This is a genomic window from Oleomonas cavernae (assembly GCF_003590945.1).
Taxonomy (GTDB): Bacteria; Pseudomonadota; Alphaproteobacteria; order Zavarziniales; family Zavarziniaceae; genus Zavarzinia; species Zavarzinia cavernae.
Map to the genome: position 1 here is coordinate 3,408,757 of NZ_QYUK01000011.1, position 17,173 is coordinate 3,425,929.

21 protein-coding genes and 1 pseudogene are annotated in these 17,173 nt (G+C 67.1%); 9 read left to right on the forward strand and 13 right to left on the reverse strand.

From position 1 onward, the window contains the following. Window positions 1-12 precede the first annotated feature (12 nt). From sdhA to D3874_RS20360, 7 genes and pseudogenes are all read right to left on the reverse strand, one after another. Window positions 13-1,799: pseudogene (gene sdhA / locus D3874_RS20335) on the reverse strand (succinate dehydrogenase flavoprotein subunit). A gap of 10 nt (window positions 1,800-1,809) precedes the next feature. Further along, on the reverse strand, window positions 1,810-2,196 hold the full coding sequence (gene sdhD, locus D3874_RS20340; protein ID WP_119780176.1) for a succinate dehydrogenase, hydrophobic membrane anchor protein: 387 nt from the start codon (window positions 2,194-2,196) through the stop codon (window positions 1,810-1,812). A gap of 11 nt (window positions 2,197-2,207) precedes the next feature. Continuing rightward, entirely contained in the window at window positions 2,208-2,591 is a 384-nt protein-coding gene (gene sdhC, locus D3874_RS20345; protein WP_119780178.1) for a succinate dehydrogenase, cytochrome b556 subunit, read from the reverse strand. Window positions 2,592-2,766: 175 nt separating this feature from the next. Then, a complete protein-coding gene (locus tag D3874_RS31665; RefSeq protein ID WP_338016734.1) occupies window positions 2,767-3,204 on the reverse strand; it encodes a MaoC family dehydratase in 438 nt (145 codons plus the stop codon). Continuing rightward, window positions 3,171-3,803, reverse strand: coding sequence for a MaoC family dehydratase (locus D3874_RS31670; protein ID WP_338016735.1), 633 nt, complete (start codon window positions 3,801-3,803; stop codon window positions 3,171-3,173). The genes D3874_RS31665 and D3874_RS31670 overlap by 34 nt, the downstream gene beginning before the upstream one ends. A gap of 4 nt (window positions 3,804-3,807) precedes the next feature. Then, window positions 3,808-4,677 carry an HpcH/HpaI aldolase/citrate lyase family protein gene (locus tag D3874_RS20355; protein WP_119780180.1) on the reverse strand — a complete coding sequence of 290 codons (870 nt, stop codon included), beginning with the start codon at window positions 4,675-4,677 and terminating at the stop codon, window positions 3,808-3,810. 252 nt (window positions 4,678-4,929) lie between these two features. Then, window positions 4,930-5,310 carry a hypothetical protein gene (locus D3874_RS20360; protein WP_147385748.1) on the reverse strand — a complete coding sequence of 127 codons (381 nt, stop codon included), beginning with the start codon at window positions 5,308-5,310 and terminating at the stop codon, window positions 4,930-4,932. Between the two features lie 18 nt (window positions 5,311-5,328). Here D3874_RS20360 and D3874_RS28665 point away from each other — a divergent pair, with 18 nt between their 5' ends. Together D3874_RS28665 and pdxY are read left to right on the forward strand one after the other, a co-directional pair. Next, entirely contained in the window at window positions 5,329-5,487 is a 159-nt protein-coding gene (locus D3874_RS28665) for a hypothetical protein (protein ID WP_158596123.1), read from the forward strand. A gap of 485 nt (window positions 5,488-5,972) precedes the next feature. Further along, a complete protein-coding gene (gene pdxY / locus D3874_RS20370; RefSeq protein WP_119780184.1) occupies window positions 5,973-6,812 on the forward strand; it encodes a pyridoxal kinase in 840 nt (279 codons plus the stop codon). On the opposite strand, the gene D3874_RS20375 is transcribed toward pdxY, so the two are convergent. Next, window positions 6,782-7,402, reverse strand: coding sequence for a YitT family protein (locus D3874_RS20375; RefSeq protein ID WP_119780186.1), 621 nt, complete (start codon window positions 7,400-7,402; stop codon window positions 6,782-6,784). The two genes, pdxY and D3874_RS20375, sit on opposite strands and share 31 nt — an antisense overlap. 232 nt (window positions 7,403-7,634) lie before the next feature. On the opposite strand from D3874_RS20375, the gene D3874_RS20380 reads away from it, so the two are divergent. Beyond that, the gene (locus D3874_RS20380; RefSeq protein WP_119780188.1) at window positions 7,635-8,228 is read left to right on the forward strand and encodes a hypothetical protein; all 594 of its coding nucleotides are present in this window, start codon (window positions 7,635-7,637) and stop codon (window positions 8,226-8,228) included. 107 nt (window positions 8,229-8,335) lie between these two features. On the opposite strand, the gene D3874_RS20385 is transcribed toward D3874_RS20380, so the two are convergent. Beyond that, entirely contained in the window at window positions 8,336-8,581 is a 246-nt protein-coding gene (locus D3874_RS20385) for a hypothetical protein (protein WP_119780190.1), read from the reverse strand. Between the two features lie 318 nt (window positions 8,582-8,899). Between D3874_RS20385 and D3874_RS28105 the strand changes: the two genes are divergently transcribed. Next, complete coding sequence (locus D3874_RS28105) at window positions 8,900-9,535, forward strand: hypothetical protein (protein WP_147385749.1); 636 nt, start codon at window positions 8,900-8,902, stop codon at window positions 9,533-9,535. Between the two features lie 62 nt (window positions 9,536-9,597). On the opposite strand, the gene D3874_RS20390 is transcribed toward D3874_RS28105, so the two are convergent. Further along, window positions 9,598-9,855 (reverse strand): mediator of RNA polymerase II transcription subunit 7, encoded by a 258-nt coding sequence (locus D3874_RS20390; protein WP_119780192.1) that lies wholly within the window; start codon window positions 9,853-9,855, stop codon window positions 9,598-9,600. Window positions 9,856-9,992: 137 nt separating this feature from the next. On the opposite strand from D3874_RS20390, the gene D3874_RS20395 reads away from it, so the two are divergent. The 4 genes from D3874_RS20395 to D3874_RS20410 all read left to right on the forward strand — a co-directional run bounded on the left by D3874_RS20395 (window position 9,993) and on the right by D3874_RS20410 (window position 14,296). Then, the gene (locus tag D3874_RS20395) at window positions 9,993-10,847 is read left to right on the forward strand and encodes an inositol monophosphatase family protein (protein ID WP_119780195.1); all 855 of its coding nucleotides are present in this window, start codon (window positions 9,993-9,995) and stop codon (window positions 10,845-10,847) included. 92 nt (window positions 10,848-10,939) lie between these two features. Then, window positions 10,940-12,067 (forward strand): OmpA family protein, encoded by a 1,128-nt coding sequence (locus D3874_RS31315; RefSeq protein ID WP_147385750.1) that lies wholly within the window; start codon window positions 10,940-10,942, stop codon window positions 12,065-12,067. A gap of 56 nt (window positions 12,068-12,123) precedes the next feature. Further along, window positions 12,124-13,263 (forward strand): flagellar motor protein MotA, encoded by a 1,140-nt coding sequence (locus D3874_RS20405; protein ID WP_338016736.1) that lies wholly within the window; start codon window positions 12,124-12,126, stop codon window positions 13,261-13,263. Between the two features lies 1 nt (window position 13,264). Next, window positions 13,265-14,296: a peptidoglycan -binding protein gene (locus D3874_RS20410; protein WP_119780201.1), complete on the forward strand. Its 1,032-nt coding sequence runs from the start codon at window positions 13,265-13,267 to the stop codon at window positions 14,294-14,296. 145 nt (window positions 14,297-14,441) lie between these two features. Here D3874_RS20410 and D3874_RS20415 read toward each other — a convergent pair whose 3' ends face one another. Both D3874_RS20415 and D3874_RS20420 read right to left on the reverse strand, forming a co-directional pair. Then, a complete protein-coding gene (locus D3874_RS20415; protein WP_119780203.1) occupies window positions 14,442-15,092 on the reverse strand; it encodes a DUF1013 domain-containing protein in 651 nt (216 codons plus the stop codon). A gap of 121 nt (window positions 15,093-15,213) precedes the next feature. After that, the gene (locus D3874_RS20420; protein WP_119780205.1) at window positions 15,214-16,206 is read right to left on the reverse strand and encodes an NAD(P)H-quinone oxidoreductase; all 993 of its coding nucleotides are present in this window, start codon (window positions 16,204-16,206) and stop codon (window positions 15,214-15,216) included. A 61-nt stretch (window positions 16,207-16,267) separates the two neighbouring features. Between D3874_RS20420 and D3874_RS20425 the strand changes: the two genes are divergently transcribed. Then, on the forward strand, window positions 16,268-16,462 hold the full coding sequence (locus D3874_RS20425; RefSeq protein WP_119782407.1) for a DUF1192 domain-containing protein: 195 nt from the start codon (window positions 16,268-16,270) through the stop codon (window positions 16,460-16,462). Between the two features lie 159 nt (window positions 16,463-16,621). Here D3874_RS20425 and D3874_RS20430 read toward each other — a convergent pair whose 3' ends face one another. Further along, entirely contained in the window at window positions 16,622-17,092 is a 471-nt protein-coding gene (locus D3874_RS20430) for an Hsp20 family protein (RefSeq protein ID WP_119780207.1), read from the reverse strand. Between the last annotated feature and the right edge of the window lie 81 nt (window positions 17,093-17,173).

Here is a 17,173-nt window from a genome sequence, read left to right on the forward strand (position 1 = left end):
CGCCGGTCGCGCTCAATAGACGCGCGGGCGCGGCGTGATGTATTCGATCTCGTCGGTCATCGTGTAGGTATGCACCGGGCGGTAGTCGATGGTGACCTCGCCCTTCTCGTTGGCCCAGGCCAGCGTGTGCTTCATCCACTTCTCGTCGTCGCGATCGGGGAAGTCTTCGCGGGCATGGGCGCCGCGGGACTCTTCGCGGTTGGCCGCCCCGTGCATGGTGACCAGCGCCTGGCGCAGCAGGTTGTCCAGTTCCAGCGTCTCGACCAGGTCGGTGTTGAAGACCATGGAGGTGTCGGTCACGCCGACATCGCCCCACTGCTGCCAGACCTCGCCGATCAGCTTCTTGCCTTCCTCCAGCACCTCGCCGGTGCGGAACACCGCGCAATTGTTCTGCATCACGCGCTGCATGGCGCCGCGCACCTTGGCGGTGGAACTGCCGCCCTTGGCAAAGCGCAGGCGGTCGAGGCGGGCGAGCGACGAGTCCGCCGAATCCTTGGCCAGGTCCTTCTGGGCCTCGCCCGGCTTGACGATCTCGGCGGCGCGGATCGCCGCGGCGCGGCCGAACACGACGAGGTCGATCAGCGAGTTCGAGCCCAGGCGATTGGCGCCGTGGACCGAAACGCAGGCCGCCTCGCCGATCGCCATCAGGCCGGGCACCACCGTGTCCGGGTTGCCATCGGTCAGGGTCAGGACTTCGCCGTGATAATTGGTCTGGATGCCGCCCATGTTGTAGTGGACGGTGGGCAGCACCGGGATCGGCTGCTTGGTCACGTCGACGCCCGAGAATATCTTGGCGCTTTCCGAGATGCCGGGCAGGCGCTCGTGCAGCACCTTGGGATCGAGATGGTCGAGGTGCAGGTGGATATGATCCTTGTTGGGGCCGACGCCGCGGCCCTCGCGGATCTCGATGGTCATGGCGCGCGAGACCACGTCGCGGCTGGCCAGATCCTTGGCCGAGGGCGCGTAGCGTTCCATGAAGCGCTCGCCCTTGGAATTGACCAGGTAGCCGCCTTCGCCGCGCGCGCCTTCGGTGATCAGGCAGCCGGCGCCGTAGATGCGGTCGGGTGGAACTGGACGAATTCCATGTCCTGCAGGGGCAGACCGGCGCGCAAGACCATGCCGCCGCCGTCGCCGGTACAGGTGTGGGCCGAGGTCGCCGAGAAGAAGGCCCGGCCATAGCCGCCGGTCGCCAGCACCACGATCTGGGCGCGGAAGCGGTGGATCGAGCCGTCTTCCAGGTCCCAGGCGATGACGCCGCGGCAGACCCCGTTTTCCATGATCAGGTCGAGCACGAAATATTCGACGAAGAACTGGGCGTCGAAGCGCAGCGACTGCTGGTACAGCGTGTGCAGGATGGCATGGCCGGTGCGGTCGGCCGCGGCGCAGGTGCGCTGGGCCGGGGTCTTGCCGTAGTGGGTGGTCATGCCGCCGAAGGCGCGCTGGTAGATCTTGCCGTCCTCGGTGCGGCTGAACGGCACGCCGTAGTGCTCGAGCTCGGTCACCGCGGCCGGGGCGTTGCGGCACATGTATTCGATCGCGTCCTGGTCGCCCAGCCAGTCCGAGCCCTTGACGGTGTCGTACATGTGGAAGCGCCAGTCGTCCTCGCCCATGTTGCCCAGCGCCGCGGAAATGCCGCCCTGGGCCGCCACGGTATGGCTGCGGGTGGGGAACACCTTGGTGATGCAGGCGGTCTTCAGGCCGCGCTCGGCCATGCCGAAGGTGGCGCGCAGGCCGGCGCCGCCGGCGCCGACGACCACGACATCATAGGTATGGTCGGTGATGGGATAGACCTGGGGCATGGGACGTTACTCAGATCGCGATCTTGAGGATCGAAAAGAGGGCGGCGGCGCCCACCAGCACGCAGGCGAAGTTGATCACCAGCAGGGTGGTAATCTTGGCCGCTTCGCCGTGGACATAGTCCTCGACCACCACCTGGGCGCCGAGCTTCAGGTGCCAGATGCCGACCGTGACGAAGATCCCCAGGAAGACCGCGACCAGCGGCTGGCCCACCCAGGCGGTGAAGACCTCGAACGGGCTGCCGGCCAGGACCACGAGGCTCGCCACGAACCAGATGGTAAGGGGGACCAGGGCGATCGCGGTGACGCGCTGCAGCCACCAGTGATGGGTGCCGTCTTTGGCGGAGCCCAGGCCGCGAACGGCGCCGAGCGGCGTGCGGAGGGAGGAGCGGGAAGCCATGTGTCTTGGTCCTAGAGGATGAAGGCCGCGGCCCAGACGATGACGGTCAGGAGCACCGAGCCGGCGACCACGAAGACCGAGGCCTGGTGCGACACCTTGATGTCGAAGCCCCAGCCGGCATCCCAGAACAGGTGCCGCAGGCCGTTCAGCAGGTGGAACATCAAGGCCCAGGTGAAGCCGAACAGCAGGACGAGCCCGACGATCGAGCCCGCGAACCACTGGAAGTGGGCGTAGGCATCGGGCCCGCCGGCGGCGGCGACCAGCCACCAGGCCAGCAGGATCGTGCCAAACCCCAGGCCGATACCGGTAATCCGGTGCGTGATCGAGGCAAGAGCGGTAAGGGGCAGGCGATAGACCTGGAGATGCGGCGAAAGCGGACGCTCGGCTTGAGCCATCGCTGGTCCTCGAATAGCGGCCGGAGCCCCACCCCCGTGAGGCGCGCCGACCTGGGCTGAAACTGGGCGGGACAAGCGATCCCGTCCGCGGGCTGATACTAAAGGCGGATCACCGCCAGTCAACGAAACCTAAGTCACATCATGGCTGCGCCATCACCACCCCTTGCGGGGATGGTCAGCGCCGCGGGATAAACACCCAATAATCGAAATCGAGCACGACATTCTCGCCCGACTCGGGAAATTCAGCGGCGCTCAGGTTCTTGACCCCCACGGTGCGGATGCGCAGGGCGCCCAGATCCTTGCGGCCGGCGATCTCGGCCTTGGCCTTCACTTCCGACCAGGCAAACAGTGTGTCGCCGGCGAAGGTCGGCGCCACATGACGGCCGCCGTTGATCGCCGAAACGAAGACCGCATTGCCCAGGCCGTTGAACGACAGTGCCCGGGCCAGCGAGATGACATGGCCGCCGTACATCAGGCGCCGGCCGAAACGGCCGTCCTTCTCGGTCCACTGGTTGAAATGGACCCGCGCCGTGTTCTGGTACAGGCGGGTTGCCATCATGTGTTCGGACTCTTCGATCGTCATGCCGTCGACATGATCGATCTTCTCGCCCACCGCGTAATCATCCCAAAGATGGGGGAGCCGGACAAAGCAGTATCGAAACTGTCGAGGTTAAGCCCGGTGGGCACCACCAGGGCTTCGGGCGCCACCACGGCGGGCAGGTCCGGCACCACCGGGGTGGGGGCCGGCGAGGCGGTGTCGCGCTTGCGCACCATGACCCAGCGGCAATAGTCCAGCACCAGGCTGCCGTTCTCGTCGCGGCCGGTGGTCTTGACGTAAACCGTGCCGGTTTCCTTGTTCGAGTTTTCCTTGAGACCGATGACGGTCGAGGTCGAGGAAAGCGTGGTACCCGGCGAAACCAGCCGGTGGAACCGGCCCTGGGCATAGCCCAGGTTCGCCACCGCATTGAGCGAGACATCCGGCACGGTCTTGCCGAAGACCACATGGAAGGTCAGGAAATCGTCGACCGGCGCACCGTCGAGGCCGATGCTGCGGGCGAAGGCGGCAGACGACTGGGGCACGAAACGGCTGCCGGTCAGCGCGACATAGAGGGCGACGTCACCTTGCGTCAGCGTGCGCGGCGTGGCATGGACCAGCTCCTGGCCGACCTGGAAATCCTCGAAGAAATTGCCCTTGGCGGTCTTGGTGCTCATGGCGTCAGCCCCGCGCGGCGATGGCATCGGCCAGGGCGACGACGCGCCTGGCATTGTCGACATGCAGGTTTTCGATCAGCTTGCCGTCGACCAGGACCACGCCCTTGCCCTGCGCCTCGGCCTCGGCGAAGGCCTCGATGATCTTGCGCGACCAGGCGATCTCACCCTCTGAAGGCGCGAAGACCTTGTTGGCCGGCTCGACCTGGGACGGGTGGATCAAGGTCTTGCCGTCGAAGCCCAGTTCCAGGCCCTGGATGCAGGACTCCTCAAAGCCCGCCTCGTCCTTGAGGTCAAGGTAGACACCGTCGAGGATGGTCAGGCCATAGGCGCGGCCGGCCAGCAGGCACAGGCCGAGCGAGGTCAGCATGGGCAGGCGCAGCGGCGTGTGGCGCGCATGCAGGTCCTTGGTCAGATCGGAGGTGCCCATGACGAAGCAGGTCAGGCGCTTGGACACGGCGGCGATCTCGGCCGCGCGCAGGATGCCCAGCGGCGTCTCCATCATCGCCCACAAGGTGGTCTTGGCCGAGGCGCCGGCCTGTTCCAGCGCGATCGCCGCCTTGGAGACCGTGGCCGGGTCCTCGACCTTGGGCAGCAGGATGGCATCGGCGCCCAGCGGCGCGATCGCCTTCAAATCCGCGAGGCCCCAGGGCGTGTCGAGGCCGTTGATGCGCACGATCAGCTCGCGATAACCATAGCCGCCGGTCTTCACCGCCTCGGCGATCTGGTTGCGCGCCAGTTCCTTGGAATCCGGGCTGACGGCATCTTCCAGGTCCAGGATCAGGGCATCCGCGGGCAGGGTCCGGGCCTTGTCGAGCGCCCGGGCATTGGCGCCCGGCATATAGAGGACACTGCGCCGAGGCCGCACGCTGCTCATGAATGATCCCCGCCTGATCAGAAAAAATGGCCAAATCGTGGCCCGACTATAGTCAGCCGCGGTCGAGTCGCAAGGTCGCAACGCAGCAAATTTGCGGCGCCGCACCGAAAACGGCCGGAAAATTGCGCCCTGCACGGGCACCCTGCGTCCTTCGACAGGCTCAGGATGAGGGGGATCTTTGTGGCAAAAAGACTTTCCTCATGGTGAGCCTGTCGAACCACGCAATGCCGCTGTCCGATGCGCCAGGCAGTCTCAGCCCGCGCGCTGGAACATGCCGCCGGGAATCTGCAGCATGTTCTGGTTCATCAGGCGCACCGGGATGGTCTCCGCGGTCGGCTGGAACGGCTGGCACTGGCCGTTGAAGGCGCAGATCTGCTGCGGCTCCCAGCTCGTCGGCGTCAGTTCCAGGGCCTGCCCGCCGCGGCCGTCGTCGACCACTTTCCAGGTGCCCTGGATCACCAGCGTCTGGTTGGTCACCTGGGGCAGATTGGTCTGCTGGGTGAACTTGCCGTCGGCGGTGAAGGTGGAGCGGGTCTGCTGCATCACCCCTTCGCTCATCACCTGGCCCTGCCAGACGCCGACAAGCGCCTGCTGCAGGTTGGCCGAAGCGCCCGGCATGGCACCACCCGGCATGCCGGGCATCCCCCGGGCATGCCGCCACCGGGCATGCCGGGCACGCCGCCCTTTGTCCCTGGCATCCCGGTGCCTGGCATCCCGGTGCCCGGCATCGCGCCAGCCGAGCCGCCCGGCGATGTCCCGGGGGTTGCCGGTGCCGGCGCCGGCGAAAGCCCGCCCGAGGCCGGCGGTTGAGCCGATGGCGCGGGCGCCGCCGGCGTTGCCGAAGGGGCCGGTGCCGGGGGCGCGGCGGCAGGTGCCGGGGCGGGGGCGGGTGCCGGGGCGGGCGAAGCAGCCGGGGCGGCAGCGACCGGCGCAGCGGCGGGTGCCGGCGGCGCGGCCTCGTCGCTGCGGGTCAGGAAATAGCCGGCGCCAAGACCCACGACGACCACCGCGGCGGCGATGCTGATCAGTTGCGGTTTCATAGAAGCCATTACACGTTCCCCTCTCTGGCTGGATTTCGGGCGACAGGGCCCGGCATGCCAAAATCCCCGGCTCGCCGCCGCGATGGGCGCCGCGGCCGACGATGGCGAGTATCCCCCCTCGACACCGGCCAGCACGGTGAACCAAAGTCACCGGCCAAGACAACAACAATGCGGATCGGCTTTCATGAATAAATCGAGGCAGTACCACGGGGGCGGTACTAAGGTACGGCCCTTGCTGGATATGAGGTTCGGGTGATGCCGGCGCCGCTGGTCTTGTCGTTGCAATCGCGTGTCGCCTGGGGTCACGTCGGCAATGCCGCGGCGGCCTTCGTGCTGCAGAAGCTGGGCTGCGAGGTGGTGGAACTGCCCACCGTCCTGCTCTCGGCCCATCCCGGCCACGGCCGGCCGGGCGGCGGTGCTATTCCCGCCGGCCTGCTGGCCGACATGCTGGACGGGCTGGAGCGCATCGGCGCCTTGCCCCAGGTCGCCGGTGTCATCGTCGGCTATCTGGGCACGGTCGAGAACGGCGCCGTGGCGCTCGACGCCATCGCCCGCGTGCGGGCGGCCAACCCCAAGGCCCTCGTCCTGGTCGACCCGGTGATCGGCGACCGCGACGGCGGCATCTATGTCAAGGACGGCATCGCCGACTGCTTCCGCGACCGGCTGGTCCCCGTCGCCGACATCGTCAAGCCCAACCATTTCGAGCTGGAGGTTCTGGCCGGGCGCGCCCTGGCCACCGTCGACGAAGCCGTCGCCGCCCTGCGCGCCCTGAAGGTGCCCCTGCCCCTGGTCACGTCCTTCGAGCTCGACGCCGGCACGCTCGCCACCATCGCCCTGATCGACGGCCAGCCGCAGGTGACCAGAACCGCGATCGTGGCCGGGCCGCCCCACGGCCTGGGCGACACCCTGGGTGCGGCCCTCATGGGCCACCTGGTCACCGGCCAGCCGCCCGCTGCGGCGCTGGCCCGCGCCCTGGGTCTGGTCGACACCCTGATCCATGCCGCGGCCGACTGGGGCCGCAGCGAACTGCCGCTGATCGAGGCCCAGGGCCTGATCGCGGGGGCTCAGCGGGCGATGTACCAGTCGCCGCGGTGATTGACGGCGACCAGCAGGTTCAGCGCCAGCGCGCCCACCATCGAGACCAGCACGCCCCAGCCCGGCAGGACGAAAGCCGCGGCCGTAAAGATGACGGCGTCCAGCAGCAGTTGCAGCCAGCCCGCGCGAAACCCTGTCCGCTGCTGGATGTAATAGGCCAGGATCCCCACACCGCCGCCGCTCGCGCCATGGCGGAACAGCCCGATCGAACCGATGCCGACGCACAGGCCCGCCACCACCGCGCCGCTGAACGGCTCGACATGGGCATAGCTGAACAATCGCGGCGCCAGGCTGGTCAACACCGAGATACTGGCGACGCAGGCCAGCGAGCGCAGGGTGAAGCCCCAGCCGATGCGCAGCGCCGCGAGGACATAGAAGGGCAGGTTCACGACGAAGAACACCAGCCCGAACTCGATCCCGCCCGAATAGCTGATCAGAAAAGCCACCCCCGCCGCCTGGCCGGTGATCAGCCCCTGCGCCTTCAGCAGCGAAATGCCGAAGGACACCATGATCACGCCGAAGGCGAGGCCCTGGAGATTGTCGAACAGGCTATGCGCGGGTTTTTCCGCCTCGACGTCATTGCCCGCCATCGCCACGCCACCCGTCCCAAGCCGCACCGGCGACCAGGGTAGGCCATTCGGGCGCCGTTGCCCATCCACGGCCCGACCGGATATCGCACGGGCCTGTAACGGACGTAACAGACATCCAGCGGCGATCGGCAGATCATCAGTCTTGCGAACCGGGATGCACATCCGGCCGCCCAGTTCTCGAATTTGTGATGACTACGCCCACTGACCCTGCTTGGTGCGAGGATATTTCATCATGACCACCCGTGACAAAATCCTGAGCCTGCTGCGCGGGCCGGTCGTCGCCCGGATCCGCTTCACCTTTCCCTTCAATGCCGGCACGGTGACCATCGCGCCCGCCTCCTTCCACCGCGTCGCGGACGCGCTCGAGACGGGCAAGATCAGCCTTCAGGTGACCAATACCTTCCCGCCGGGCGTCGGCGGCCAATACACCTCGGGGACGCCCAATTTGCTTCAGGTCGCGCCGCTGATCGGGCGGACGGAGGAAGGCCTGCTGCTGCACGAGTGCACCCATGCGGTGTTCGACCTGACCAAGACCCAGGTGACGGACAACGAGGACGAGGCGGCGGCCTATGTCGTCGATGCCCTTTATTTCCGGATGACCGGGCTCCGGCGACCCCGCTGGGACGCCGAGCCGCACGCAACGGCGGGCGGGGTGGCTGACGCCCTGCTGCGCGACTACCAGTCCGGCAAGACGGGCCTTCCCGCTGTCAACGCCGCCGCATGGAGGGCGCTGAGGACCGAGATCGCGCTCCACTCGGTCTACCGCTGGGGCACCTCCGGCGTTCTGGGTGTCCTGCTCGGCGCCAGCACCGGCCACGACGGCTAGGCCACGCCGGTATTTATGCAGGGCCGGCGGACGGTTCGGTGTCGCGTCCACGGCCCCAGGGCATGGTTCACCGGAACACGCGAGATGGGCGGGAGGATGCGGCTGCCTTAAGGCTTTTCCAGGCGACCCATCAGTTCCGCCTTGATCATGAGTTCCAGATCATCGCGCAATTCAGACACCCGCCGCTCCACCCCGTCCATGCGCCGCTCCACCCGCTGGGTGTACTCGATGCCGCGTCGCGCCAGTTCCGCCACCTCGCGCAAGGCGCGGTCATGGGCACGCTGCCCCTGTTGCAGCTCTTGAAGCTGCCGCGCAATGAATTCCGAGGTGACGTTCTCGGGAAGCTCGCTCATGGCGGGAAGCTTAACATGCGAGACCGGATCGACGCCAACGGGTCAGCTATGCTCGGTCACAACCAACTGTCCCTGATTTGACTGACTCGCCGAAGGAGTGCAGTCCAGTATGATGGTTGAAATGCTACCGCAATATCGTCGCAGTATCGCCGCAGCAGGGTCGTAAACTTGGTCGAACAATGTTGGCGGCGTCGAGGGGGGATGAGGCGGCATTCGTGGCGCGGCAAATCGAAAATCACCCCAATGATTACAGGGAAAACTATGGTTTTCCGCCGATATCGGCGGCGCGCAGACCAGTGCTAAAAGGGGAGGAATAAGGTGAAACTGGGGTTTCTGACCATACTGTGCCTTGTCCCGTTGTTTTCCGGCTGCATCGAGCACCACCCCGACGACCTTGCTTATGCTTCAATTCAATCAGTGGACTGGCAGGATCAGACGGAAATGCCAGGGCCAGGAGCAAGTTCGCTATCGGGCCTTGTCGATTCAACTACTTTAGCGCTGATGGGTGACTCGGTTATGGGTGGCGATAAACCGAGCCGCCCCCTGCTTAAGGTTGAATTTACGAGCGTCGAAAATTTGCCGAGATTCGTGAAAGAGCAAAATTACGCGAGCCTTGGCGCTCACGCGTATTATTGCGATCACCCAGAAGAGGGAACGCGTCTGTCATTTACGACAATATATTGGCGTGGACACCGACTTAGCCCCCTGGAAAGGGACGGAATTCAACGAGATCCGCAGATCTCTAACAAAAAAATTACCTACTATATTTATCTTGATGTTAAAGTGGATGATCGTCCAAAAGATATACCGCCTCAATTAGCCTTTGATTTTCGCAGAAAGCCGGAGAATGTTTGCTTTTACCTAAGCGGCGGCAACAACATTGGATTTGGCTTTAAATCAAACATTGTAGTTATCCCAAAAGATAAAATCGCCGATGCTCTTCGCATCGATTAACGATGCCCGACGGTCATAACGGAATAAGGGGACAGACCAAGTTTAGCCTTGATCTGGCGTGTTCACTCGGCCACGGGCGACGGAGAAATTTCCAGGCGGCGTTTGATGCGTTCGATCTCGTCGCGAAGCCGATCCAATTGCGCCTGCATGTGGGCGACCACGCCCGCATCCTGCGCCTGATGACGCCTGAGGCCCGCAATCGACGCCTGAACATCGTTGACGCGCAGCGTCAGGTCCCCGATGCGCTCGTCGACACGCGCGAGCGTCGTGTCCATGCGCCGCGAATAGACCAGGATCAGGTTGTCGGATTCGTCAGCCATGCACTGACGTTAGCATGAGGCTGCACCAAACGTCAGCGCCGCCATTTGACCCCCGCGCCCACCCCTGATAGGTTCCGCGCCCTGCGCGCCGGTGATCCGGCGGTGCCTGCTCCTTTCTCCTGTCGAGGTTTCCCGCGATGGCGTTTCGCTCGCCGCTCATCAATGTCATGGCTTCCGCCGCCACCAAGGCCGCCCGCGGCCTGAAGCGCGATTTCGGCGAGGTCGAGAACCTCCAGGTCTCCAAGAAGGGCCCGGCCGATTTCGTCTCGGTCGCCGACCAGAAGGCGGAAGACGTGCTCTATGCCGAGCTGTCGCGGGTGCGCCCCGAATTCGGCTTCCTGATGGAAGAGCGCGGCGTGGTCGAGGGCAAGGACAAGTCCCACCGCTGGATCGTCGACCCGCTGGACGGCACCACCAATTTCCTGCACGGCCTGCCCCAATTCGCCATCTCGATCGGCGTCGAGCGCGACGGCGAGATCATCGCCGGCGTGGTCTACAACCCGATTTCCGATGAGATGTTCTGGGCCGAGAAGGGCGCCGGCGCCTATTGCAACGAGCATCGCCTGCGCGTCGCCGCGCGCAAGGACCTGCGCGAGACCGTGATCGCCACCGGCATCCCGTTCCACGGCCGGGGCGATCATCTGCGCTTCCTCAAAGAGCTTGGCATCGTGATGCGCGAAGTGGCCGGGGTCCGCCGCTTCGGTGCCGCCTCGCTCGATCTTGCCTTCGTCGCCGCCGGGCGCTTCGACGGCTTCTGGGAAACCGACTTGGCCCCCTGGGACATCGCCGCCGGCATCATCCTGGTGCGCGAGGCCGGGGGCATCGTGTCCGACGTCAAGGGCACGCGGAAAGTGCTGAACCAGCCCGAGATCATCGCCGGCAACGAGATCGTCCACGAGAAGCTGCGCATCCTGATCGAGCGCGCCGGCCTGCCGCGCAAGCCCAAGCCGGCCAAGCCGGCGAAGGCCGAAGCGGAGACGGCACCGCAATAGCGCCCGCGGGCATCGCGCCGCAACATTTCGCCCGTTTCGCGACTCGTCTTATCCTGCTAAGAGGACGGGTCTGACAGGGGAGTAATAGGGGCATGAAGTCAGCCGCCGGGACACGGCATGGTGTCGGGGCCGCATGGTCCGGCGTGTCCATGGCCGCGCTGCTGGCCGCCTTCGGCGCCGCCCTGATTGCCCTGCCCGCCCCGGCCCGCGCCGGCGGCAACGAGCAGGACCGCCCGGCCTATAGCCCGCCGCCCCGCCCGGCCCCCGCGCGCACGCCGTCGCACGGCCGCACCGGCAGCCTCGATTACCAGACCATCGTCATCGGCGGCGGCACCCAGGCCGATGTCATCGTCGACATGTCGGTGCTGGACGAGCTGACCGGCGACGCCCAGCCCAGGCGTCCCGCCCGGCCGCGCCGGCCGGCGACCGCCGCCCGCCCCGCCGCCCCGCCGCCGGCCGCCGCCGTCGAGGCGCCGGCCCCGCCGATCGCCGAGGCCCCGACACCGCCCGTCGCGGCGCTCGAACCCCCGGCCTCGCCGCCGGCCCCCGTAGAGCCCCCAACCGCCGAGCCCCCGACCGCCGAGCCGCCACCGGTCGAGGCAGCGGTCCCGCCGCCGCCGCCCGCGCGCCCGGTGATCGATACCGCCACGCCGCGCACGCTGACCATGGTCGAGCTGGGCAGCCGGCTGAGCGAGCCCGCGACGGAAGTCGCTGCCGCACCGCCGCCTCCACCTCCACCACCGCCCCCTCCGCCACCGCCGCCGCCGGTTGCCCCACCGCCGCCGCCCGCCGCGCCACCGCCCCCGCCGCCGGCAAGCGAAGCCGCCCCGGATGTCGGCCGGCCGACCGAACTGGCGGCCCTGCCGCCCCCGCCGCCGCCCGCCGCCACCAGTTCGGCGCTGCCGTCGGTCGCCAAGGCGGTGACCCAGGTCGTCTTCGAGACCAGCGGCAACGCCCTGGACGAGGCGGCCAAGGCGTCGCTGGACGCGGTGATGGAACAGTTGAAGGCCCCGGGCGGCCGCCTGCTGCTGCGCGGTTTCGCCAGCGGCACCAACGACACCACCACGGGCGCCCGGCGCCTGGCGCTGCAGCGGGTGCAGGCGGTCAGGACCTATCTGATCGAAAAAGGCGTGCCCGCGAACCGCATCGATCTTCGTGCCGTCGGCATGGCGCCCGACGCGCCGATCGCCGATGGGGTCGACATCGCCATCATGCCCTGACACCCTGCGAGCTTCCGTTGGGTGTGGCGTATTGCCATCGGTAGAGGTTGAGGAAAGTGAAGCCGGACCGTTACCTGTTCCGCATGACCGTGTTCCTGCTCGCCGTGGCCGGGCTGGTCGTGTTCCTGCTCGATCCCGCCAGCCGCTTCTTCGCCACCAACGAGGCGCTGAACTCGGTCATCATCGGCGTCATGCTGCTGGGCATCGTCTATCTGCTGCGCCAGGTGCTGGAACTGCGGCCCGAGGCGCGCTGGTTCGAGCGGCTGGAACAGCAGGATCCGGGCCTGGTCGCCGCCCCGGCGCCCGACCTGCTGGGACCGGTGGCCGCCGCCCTGTCGGAGCGCCGCAGCGCCCGCTGGCAACTGGGCCCCACCGCCACCCGCGCCCTGGTCGACGGCCTGGCCGCGCGCCTGGACGAGAAGCGCGAGATCGGCCGCTACCTGGTCTCGGTGCTGATCTTCCTGGGGTTGCTCGGCACCTTCTGGGGCCTGTTGCTGACGGTCTCGTCGATCGGCGATGCCATCCGCAACCTGAGCATCGCCGGCGGCGGCGATTTCGCCGCCATGTTCACCGAATTCAAGCGCGGCCTGGAGGCGCCCCTGTCGGGCATGGGCACCTCGTTCTCCTCGTCGCTGTTCGGCCTCTCGGGCTCGCTGGTCTTAGGATTCCTCGAACTCCAGGCGTCCCAGGCCCAGGGCCGGTTTTTAGGGGAAGTCGAGGATTACCTGACCGCCAACACCAAGCTGGGCAGCACCGGCGTAGGCGTCGAAGGCGAGGGCGGCGCCGGGGTGCCGGCCTATGTCTCGGCCCTGCTCGAATCCACCGCCGAAAGCCTCGACCGCTTGCAGCGGACCATGGCGCGGGCCGAGGAAAATCGCGGCTCCGGCAACGAGGCCCTGGTGACCCTGACGGAACGCCTGGGCACGCTCGCGCATCAGATGCGGGCCGAGCAGGAACTGATGGTGCGCATCGCCGAGACCCAGATGGAGCTGAAGCCCCTGCTGCAGCGCCTGGGCCACGCGCCCAGCGCGCCGGCGCCGGTGCTGGACGATGCCAGCCGCGCCCATCTGCGCAGCCTGGATGCCGGCATCGGCCGCCTGATCGAGGGCCAGAGCGCCGGCCTCGACGAGGTCGCCGCCCAGGTCAAGATCCTGACCCGCACCATCGCCGCCATGGCCGCCGAGGAGCAGCGCTGACATGGCCTCGCGCAGCCGGCGCTTTCGCGAACGCGGCGGGGCCGAGATCTGGCCCGGTTTCGTCGACGCGCTGACCACGCTGCTGCTGGCGATCAGCTTCCTGCTGTCGGTCTTCATGATGGCGCAGTTCTTCCTGGGCCAAGCCCTGTCGGGCCGCGACGAGGCGCTGGCCCGCCTCAATCGCCAGATCGCCGACCTGACCGACCTGCTCGCCCTGGAGCGCCAGGCCAATGCCGAATTGCGCCTGTCGGTCTCCAGCCTGTCGACCGCCGTCGAAGGGGCCAACGCCGAACGCGACCAGTTGCGCGCGCAATTGAGCGAAAGCCAGGCCCAGGCCCAGGCGCTCGAAGGCCAGGCCGGGCAATTGGGCACCGAGCTGGACCGCGAACGCGCCTTGACCGCGGACGCCCAGGCCCAGGTCGACCTGCTCAACCGCCAATTGATGGAACTGCGCGAGCAACTCAAGGAAATCGCCGCCCTGCTGGACAAGTCCGAGGCCGACGACCGCGAATCCCAGGCGGTGATCGCCGACTTGGGAAGGCGCCTGAACCTGGCCCTGGCCAGCAAGGTGGAGGAGTTGGCGCGCTATCGCTCGGAATTCTTCGGCCGCCTGCGCGAGGTGCTGGGCGAGCGCGACGACATCCGCATCGTCGGCGACCGCTTCGTCTTCCAGTCGGAGGTGCTGTTCGCCTCGGGCTCGGCCGACCTGGGCCTGGGCGGCCAGGAAGCCCTGGCGCGCTTTGCCGTCACCTTGAAGGAAATCGCGGCGCAGATTCCGGCCGACCTGCCCTGGATCCTGCGCGTCGACGGCCACACCGACGCCAACCCGATCGTCTCGCCGCTCTACCCGTCGAACTGGGAATTGTCGACGGCGCGGGCCGTCGCGGTGGCGAAATTCCTGATCACCCAGGACATCCCGCCCAGCCGCCTGGCCGCAGCCGGCTTCGGCGAGTTCCAGCCGATCGACAACGGCACCGGCCCCGACGCCCTGGCCCGCAACCGCCGCATCGAACTGAAGCTCACCGAACGGTAAGCCCACCCCTTCGTCATGACCGGGCTTGTCCCGGTCATCCACGTCGGGACGGTGCACATCCGTTGAAAGTCTAGGCAGCTTGCCGACGTGGATGGCCGGGACGTCGCCCGGCCATGACGACAAAAGGTGGTGCTGAACGAGCGCCTCAGTTCTGCCAGTCGGACGCGGGGCCGTCGCTCTCGGGCTCGCTGCCTTCGACTTCGGCGGCGGCTTCCAGCACCTCGGGCGCGGTCGCTTCGTCGTAGTCGGCATCCTCGTCGTCGACGTCGCCCTTGGTGCGCTCCGCCGCCTTCTGCACCGCCTGGTCCAGTTCGATCTGGGTGCACAGGCCCAGCGTCACTGGGTCGACCGGCTTGATGTTCTGGCTGTTCCAGTGGCTGCGCTCGCGCACCGCCTTGATCGTCGGCTTGGTCGTGCCGATCAGGCGGCAGAGCTGGGCGTCCGACAGTTCGGGGTGGTTGCGCAGCAGCCAGGCGATGGCGTCCGGCCGGTCCTGGCGGCGCGACACTGGCGTATAGCGCGGGCCCTTGGAACGGGCACGCGGAATCGGGTTGGTCGAGGCGCTGACCTTCAGTTCCGCCTTGGGGTTGGCCTGGGCGCGGTCGAGTTCTTCCTGAGTCAACTGGCCCTGGGCCACCGGATCCTGGCCGACGATGCCCTGGAACACTTCGCCATCGGCAATGCCCTTCACCTCGAGCGGATGCAGACCGCAGAACTTGGCGATCTGGTCGAAGGTCAGGGAAGTGTTCTCAACCAGCCAGACGGCCGTTGCCTTGGGCATCAGGGGTAGCGACATGTCAATTCTCCACCATCGCGACCGGCCCCGGGGGCCGCCCGCCGCCATGGTCATGGCATTGAGTGATCAGGCGTATATAGACGGCCGTCACGACAACGTCAAAACTTTGAATGGTAATTGATCAAATAGTGAGCACGATCTTGCCGATGTGGCCACGGTCGTCCATGCGGACATGGGCACCGGCGGCATCGGCCAGCGGATAGGTCCGGTCGATCAGCGGCTTGACCTTGCCCTGGGCCAGCAGCGGCCAGACCGTGGCCTCCAGCGCCGCGGCGATGGCGCCTTTCTCGGCAACCGAACGGATGCGCAGGGTCGAACCGGTCAGGGTCAGGCGCTTGAGCATCAGCGGCAGCAGGTTGACCTCGACCTGGGCGCCGTTCTGGAAGGCGATGTAGACGAGGCGGCCTTCGGTCGCCATGGCGCTGATGTTGCGCTGGACGTAATCGCCGCCGACCATGTCGAGCACCACGTCGACGCCGCGCTTGGCCGTTTCCGCCCGGATCACCTCGACGAAATCCTGGGTCTGATAATCGATGACATGGGCGGCCCCCAGGGCCTCCAGGGGGGCCACCTTGTCGGCCCCGCCCACGGTGGTGAAAACCGTGGCGCCCAGGGCGGACGCCAGTTGGATTGCTGTGGTGCCGATGCCGCTGGCGCCGCCGTGGACCAGGAAACGCTCGCCCGGCTTCAGGCCGCCGCGCTCGAAGACATTGGTCCAGACGGTGAAGAAGGTCTCGGGGATCGCCGCCGCCTCCACCATCGACAGGCCGGCCGGCACGGGCAGGCACTGCGGCCCCGGCGCCACGGCATATTCGGCATAGCCGCCACCGCCCAGCAGGGCCATGACCCGGTCGCCGAGCTGCCAGCGGGCGACCCCCTCGCCCAGGGCGACGATGGTGCCGGCCGCTTCCAGGCCCGGGGTTTCGGGCGCACCCGGCGGCGGCGGATAGAGGCCCAGGCGCTGCATCACGTCGGGCCGGTTGACGCCTGCCGCCGCCAGCTTGATCAGAACCTCGCCAGGGCCCGGCCGGGGCACCGGCAGGGTCACCGGGCGCAAGACCTCGGGCCCGCCGGGCTGGGTCACGGCGATGGCGGTCATGGTATCGGGGTTCATCTTCGCGGCTCCGATCGGCTATGCTCTGCCGGTCTAGGCGAGGATGGAGCAAGAGGCAATCATGGCGTTCGACCCCGACGACCGGCCACGCCCCAAGGTGCTGATCACCATCGAGCAGATCGCCCTCGATCCCCTGTCGATCGAGGATCTGGCAGCCCGCATCGCCGCCTGCCGGGACGAGATTACGCGGTGCGAAGCGGCGATCGAAAAGAAGCGGGCAACCCGCGACGCCGCGGCGGCCTTCTTCAAGACCTGAGAAAAAGCTTGGAAACTGAGCGTTTCCCCGATGTGGCGGGTTGACGCAGTCGGAAAGCTTGCGGCAAGATCCCTCCCGCAAGTCTTACAGGGACGGGCTTTACAATAGAACGGGCTGCCCATCGGGCAGCCCGTCGCTATTTGGGGCCAGGCGCTAAGGTTACGCGGCCGCCTGATGCTCGATCTGCGGCGCCGCCGGGTTGGCGCGGGTCTCGATGGTGATCTGGCGGGGCTTCTTGGCCTCGGGCACCTCGCGCACCAGATCGACGTGGAGCAGGCCGTTCTCGAACGAGGCATTCACGACCTTGATCGTGTCGGCCAGTTCGAAGCGGCGCTCGAAGGCGCGGGCGGCGATGCCGCGATGCAGATACTGGGTCTCGGCCTTGTCCTCGCGGCCCTTGGCGGTGATGTAGAGGACGTTTTCCTTCACCGTCACTTCGAGCTGTTCGGGCGCGAAGCCGGCCACCGCCATGGTGATGCGGTAGCGGTCGTCACCGGACTTTTCGATATTGTAGGGCGGGTAGGAAAACGCCGCCTCGTCGACGCGGGCGGCCGCATCGAGCAGGCGGGAGACACGGTCGAAACCGATGGTCGAACGCATCAGGGGCGAGAAATCAAAGGCAGTGCGCATCGCAATTCTCCATTGAGCAAAGGCGATTGGGGACATGCGGCGGATCCCCCGCATGGGCCGATCCGGCGGCCGGACCCCGTA

Bases quoted from the DNA above. Each gene is read 5' to 3' on its own strand.
- sdhD (WP_119780176.1), bottom strand. From the start codon at position 2,196: ATGGCTTCCCGCTCCTCCCTCCGCACGCCGCTCGGCGCCGTTCGCGGC.
- sdhC (WP_119780178.1), bottom strand. From the start codon at position 2,591: ATGGCTCAAGCCGAGCGTCCGCTTTCGCCGCATCTCCAGGTCTATCGC.
- D3874_RS31670 (WP_338016735.1), bottom strand. From the start codon at position 3,803: ATGAGCACCAAGACCGCCAAGGGCAATTTCTTCGAGGATTTCCAGGTC.
- D3874_RS20355 (WP_119780180.1), bottom strand. From the start codon at position 4,677: ATGAGCAGCGTGCGGCCTCGGCGCAGTGTCCTCTATATGCCGGGCGCC.
- D3874_RS20360 (WP_147385748.1), bottom strand. From the start codon at position 5,310: ATGCCGGGTGGTGCCATGCCGGGCGCTTCGGCCAACCTGCAGCAGGCG.
- D3874_RS28665 (WP_158596123.1), top strand. From the start codon at position 5,329: ATGCCGCCACCGGGCATGCCGGGCACGCCGCCCTTTGTCCCTGGCATC.
- pdxY (WP_119780184.1), top strand. From the start codon at position 5,973: ATGCCGGCGCCGCTGGTCTTGTCGTTGCAATCGCGTGTCGCCTGGGGT.
- D3874_RS20375 (WP_119780186.1), bottom strand. From the start codon at position 7,402: ATGGCGGGCAATGACGTCGAGGCGGAAAAACCCGCGCATAGCCTGTTC.
- D3874_RS20380 (WP_119780188.1), top strand. From the start codon at position 7,635: ATGACCACCCGTGACAAAATCCTGAGCCTGCTGCGCGGGCCGGTCGTC.
- D3874_RS20385 (WP_119780190.1), bottom strand. From the start codon at position 8,581: ATGAGCGAGCTTCCCGAGAACGTCACCTCGGAATTCATTGCGCGGCAG.
- D3874_RS20390 (WP_119780192.1), bottom strand. From the start codon at position 9,855: ATGGCTGACGAATCCGACAACCTGATCCTGGTCTATTCGCGGCGCATG.
- D3874_RS20395 (WP_119780195.1), top strand. From the start codon at position 9,993: ATGGCGTTTCGCTCGCCGCTCATCAATGTCATGGCTTCCGCCGCCACC.
- D3874_RS31315 (WP_147385750.1), top strand. From the start codon at position 10,940: ATGAAGTCAGCCGCCGGGACACGGCATGGTGTCGGGGCCGCATGGTCC.
- D3874_RS20410 (WP_119780201.1), top strand. From the start codon at position 13,265: ATGGCCTCGCGCAGCCGGCGCTTTCGCGAACGCGGCGGGGCCGAGATC.
- D3874_RS20415 (WP_119780203.1), bottom strand. From the start codon at position 15,092: ATGTCGCTACCCCTGATGCCCAAGGCAACGGCCGTCTGGCTGGTTGAG.
- D3874_RS20420 (WP_119780205.1), bottom strand. From the start codon at position 16,206: ATGAACCCCGATACCATGACCGCCATCGCCGTGACCCAGCCCGGCGGG.
- D3874_RS20425 (WP_119782407.1), top strand. From the start codon at position 16,268: ATGGCGTTCGACCCCGACGACCGGCCACGCCCCAAGGTGCTGATCACC.
- D3874_RS20430 (WP_119780207.1), bottom strand. From the start codon at position 17,092: ATGCGCACTGCCTTTGATTTCTCGCCCCTGATGCGTTCGACCATCGGT.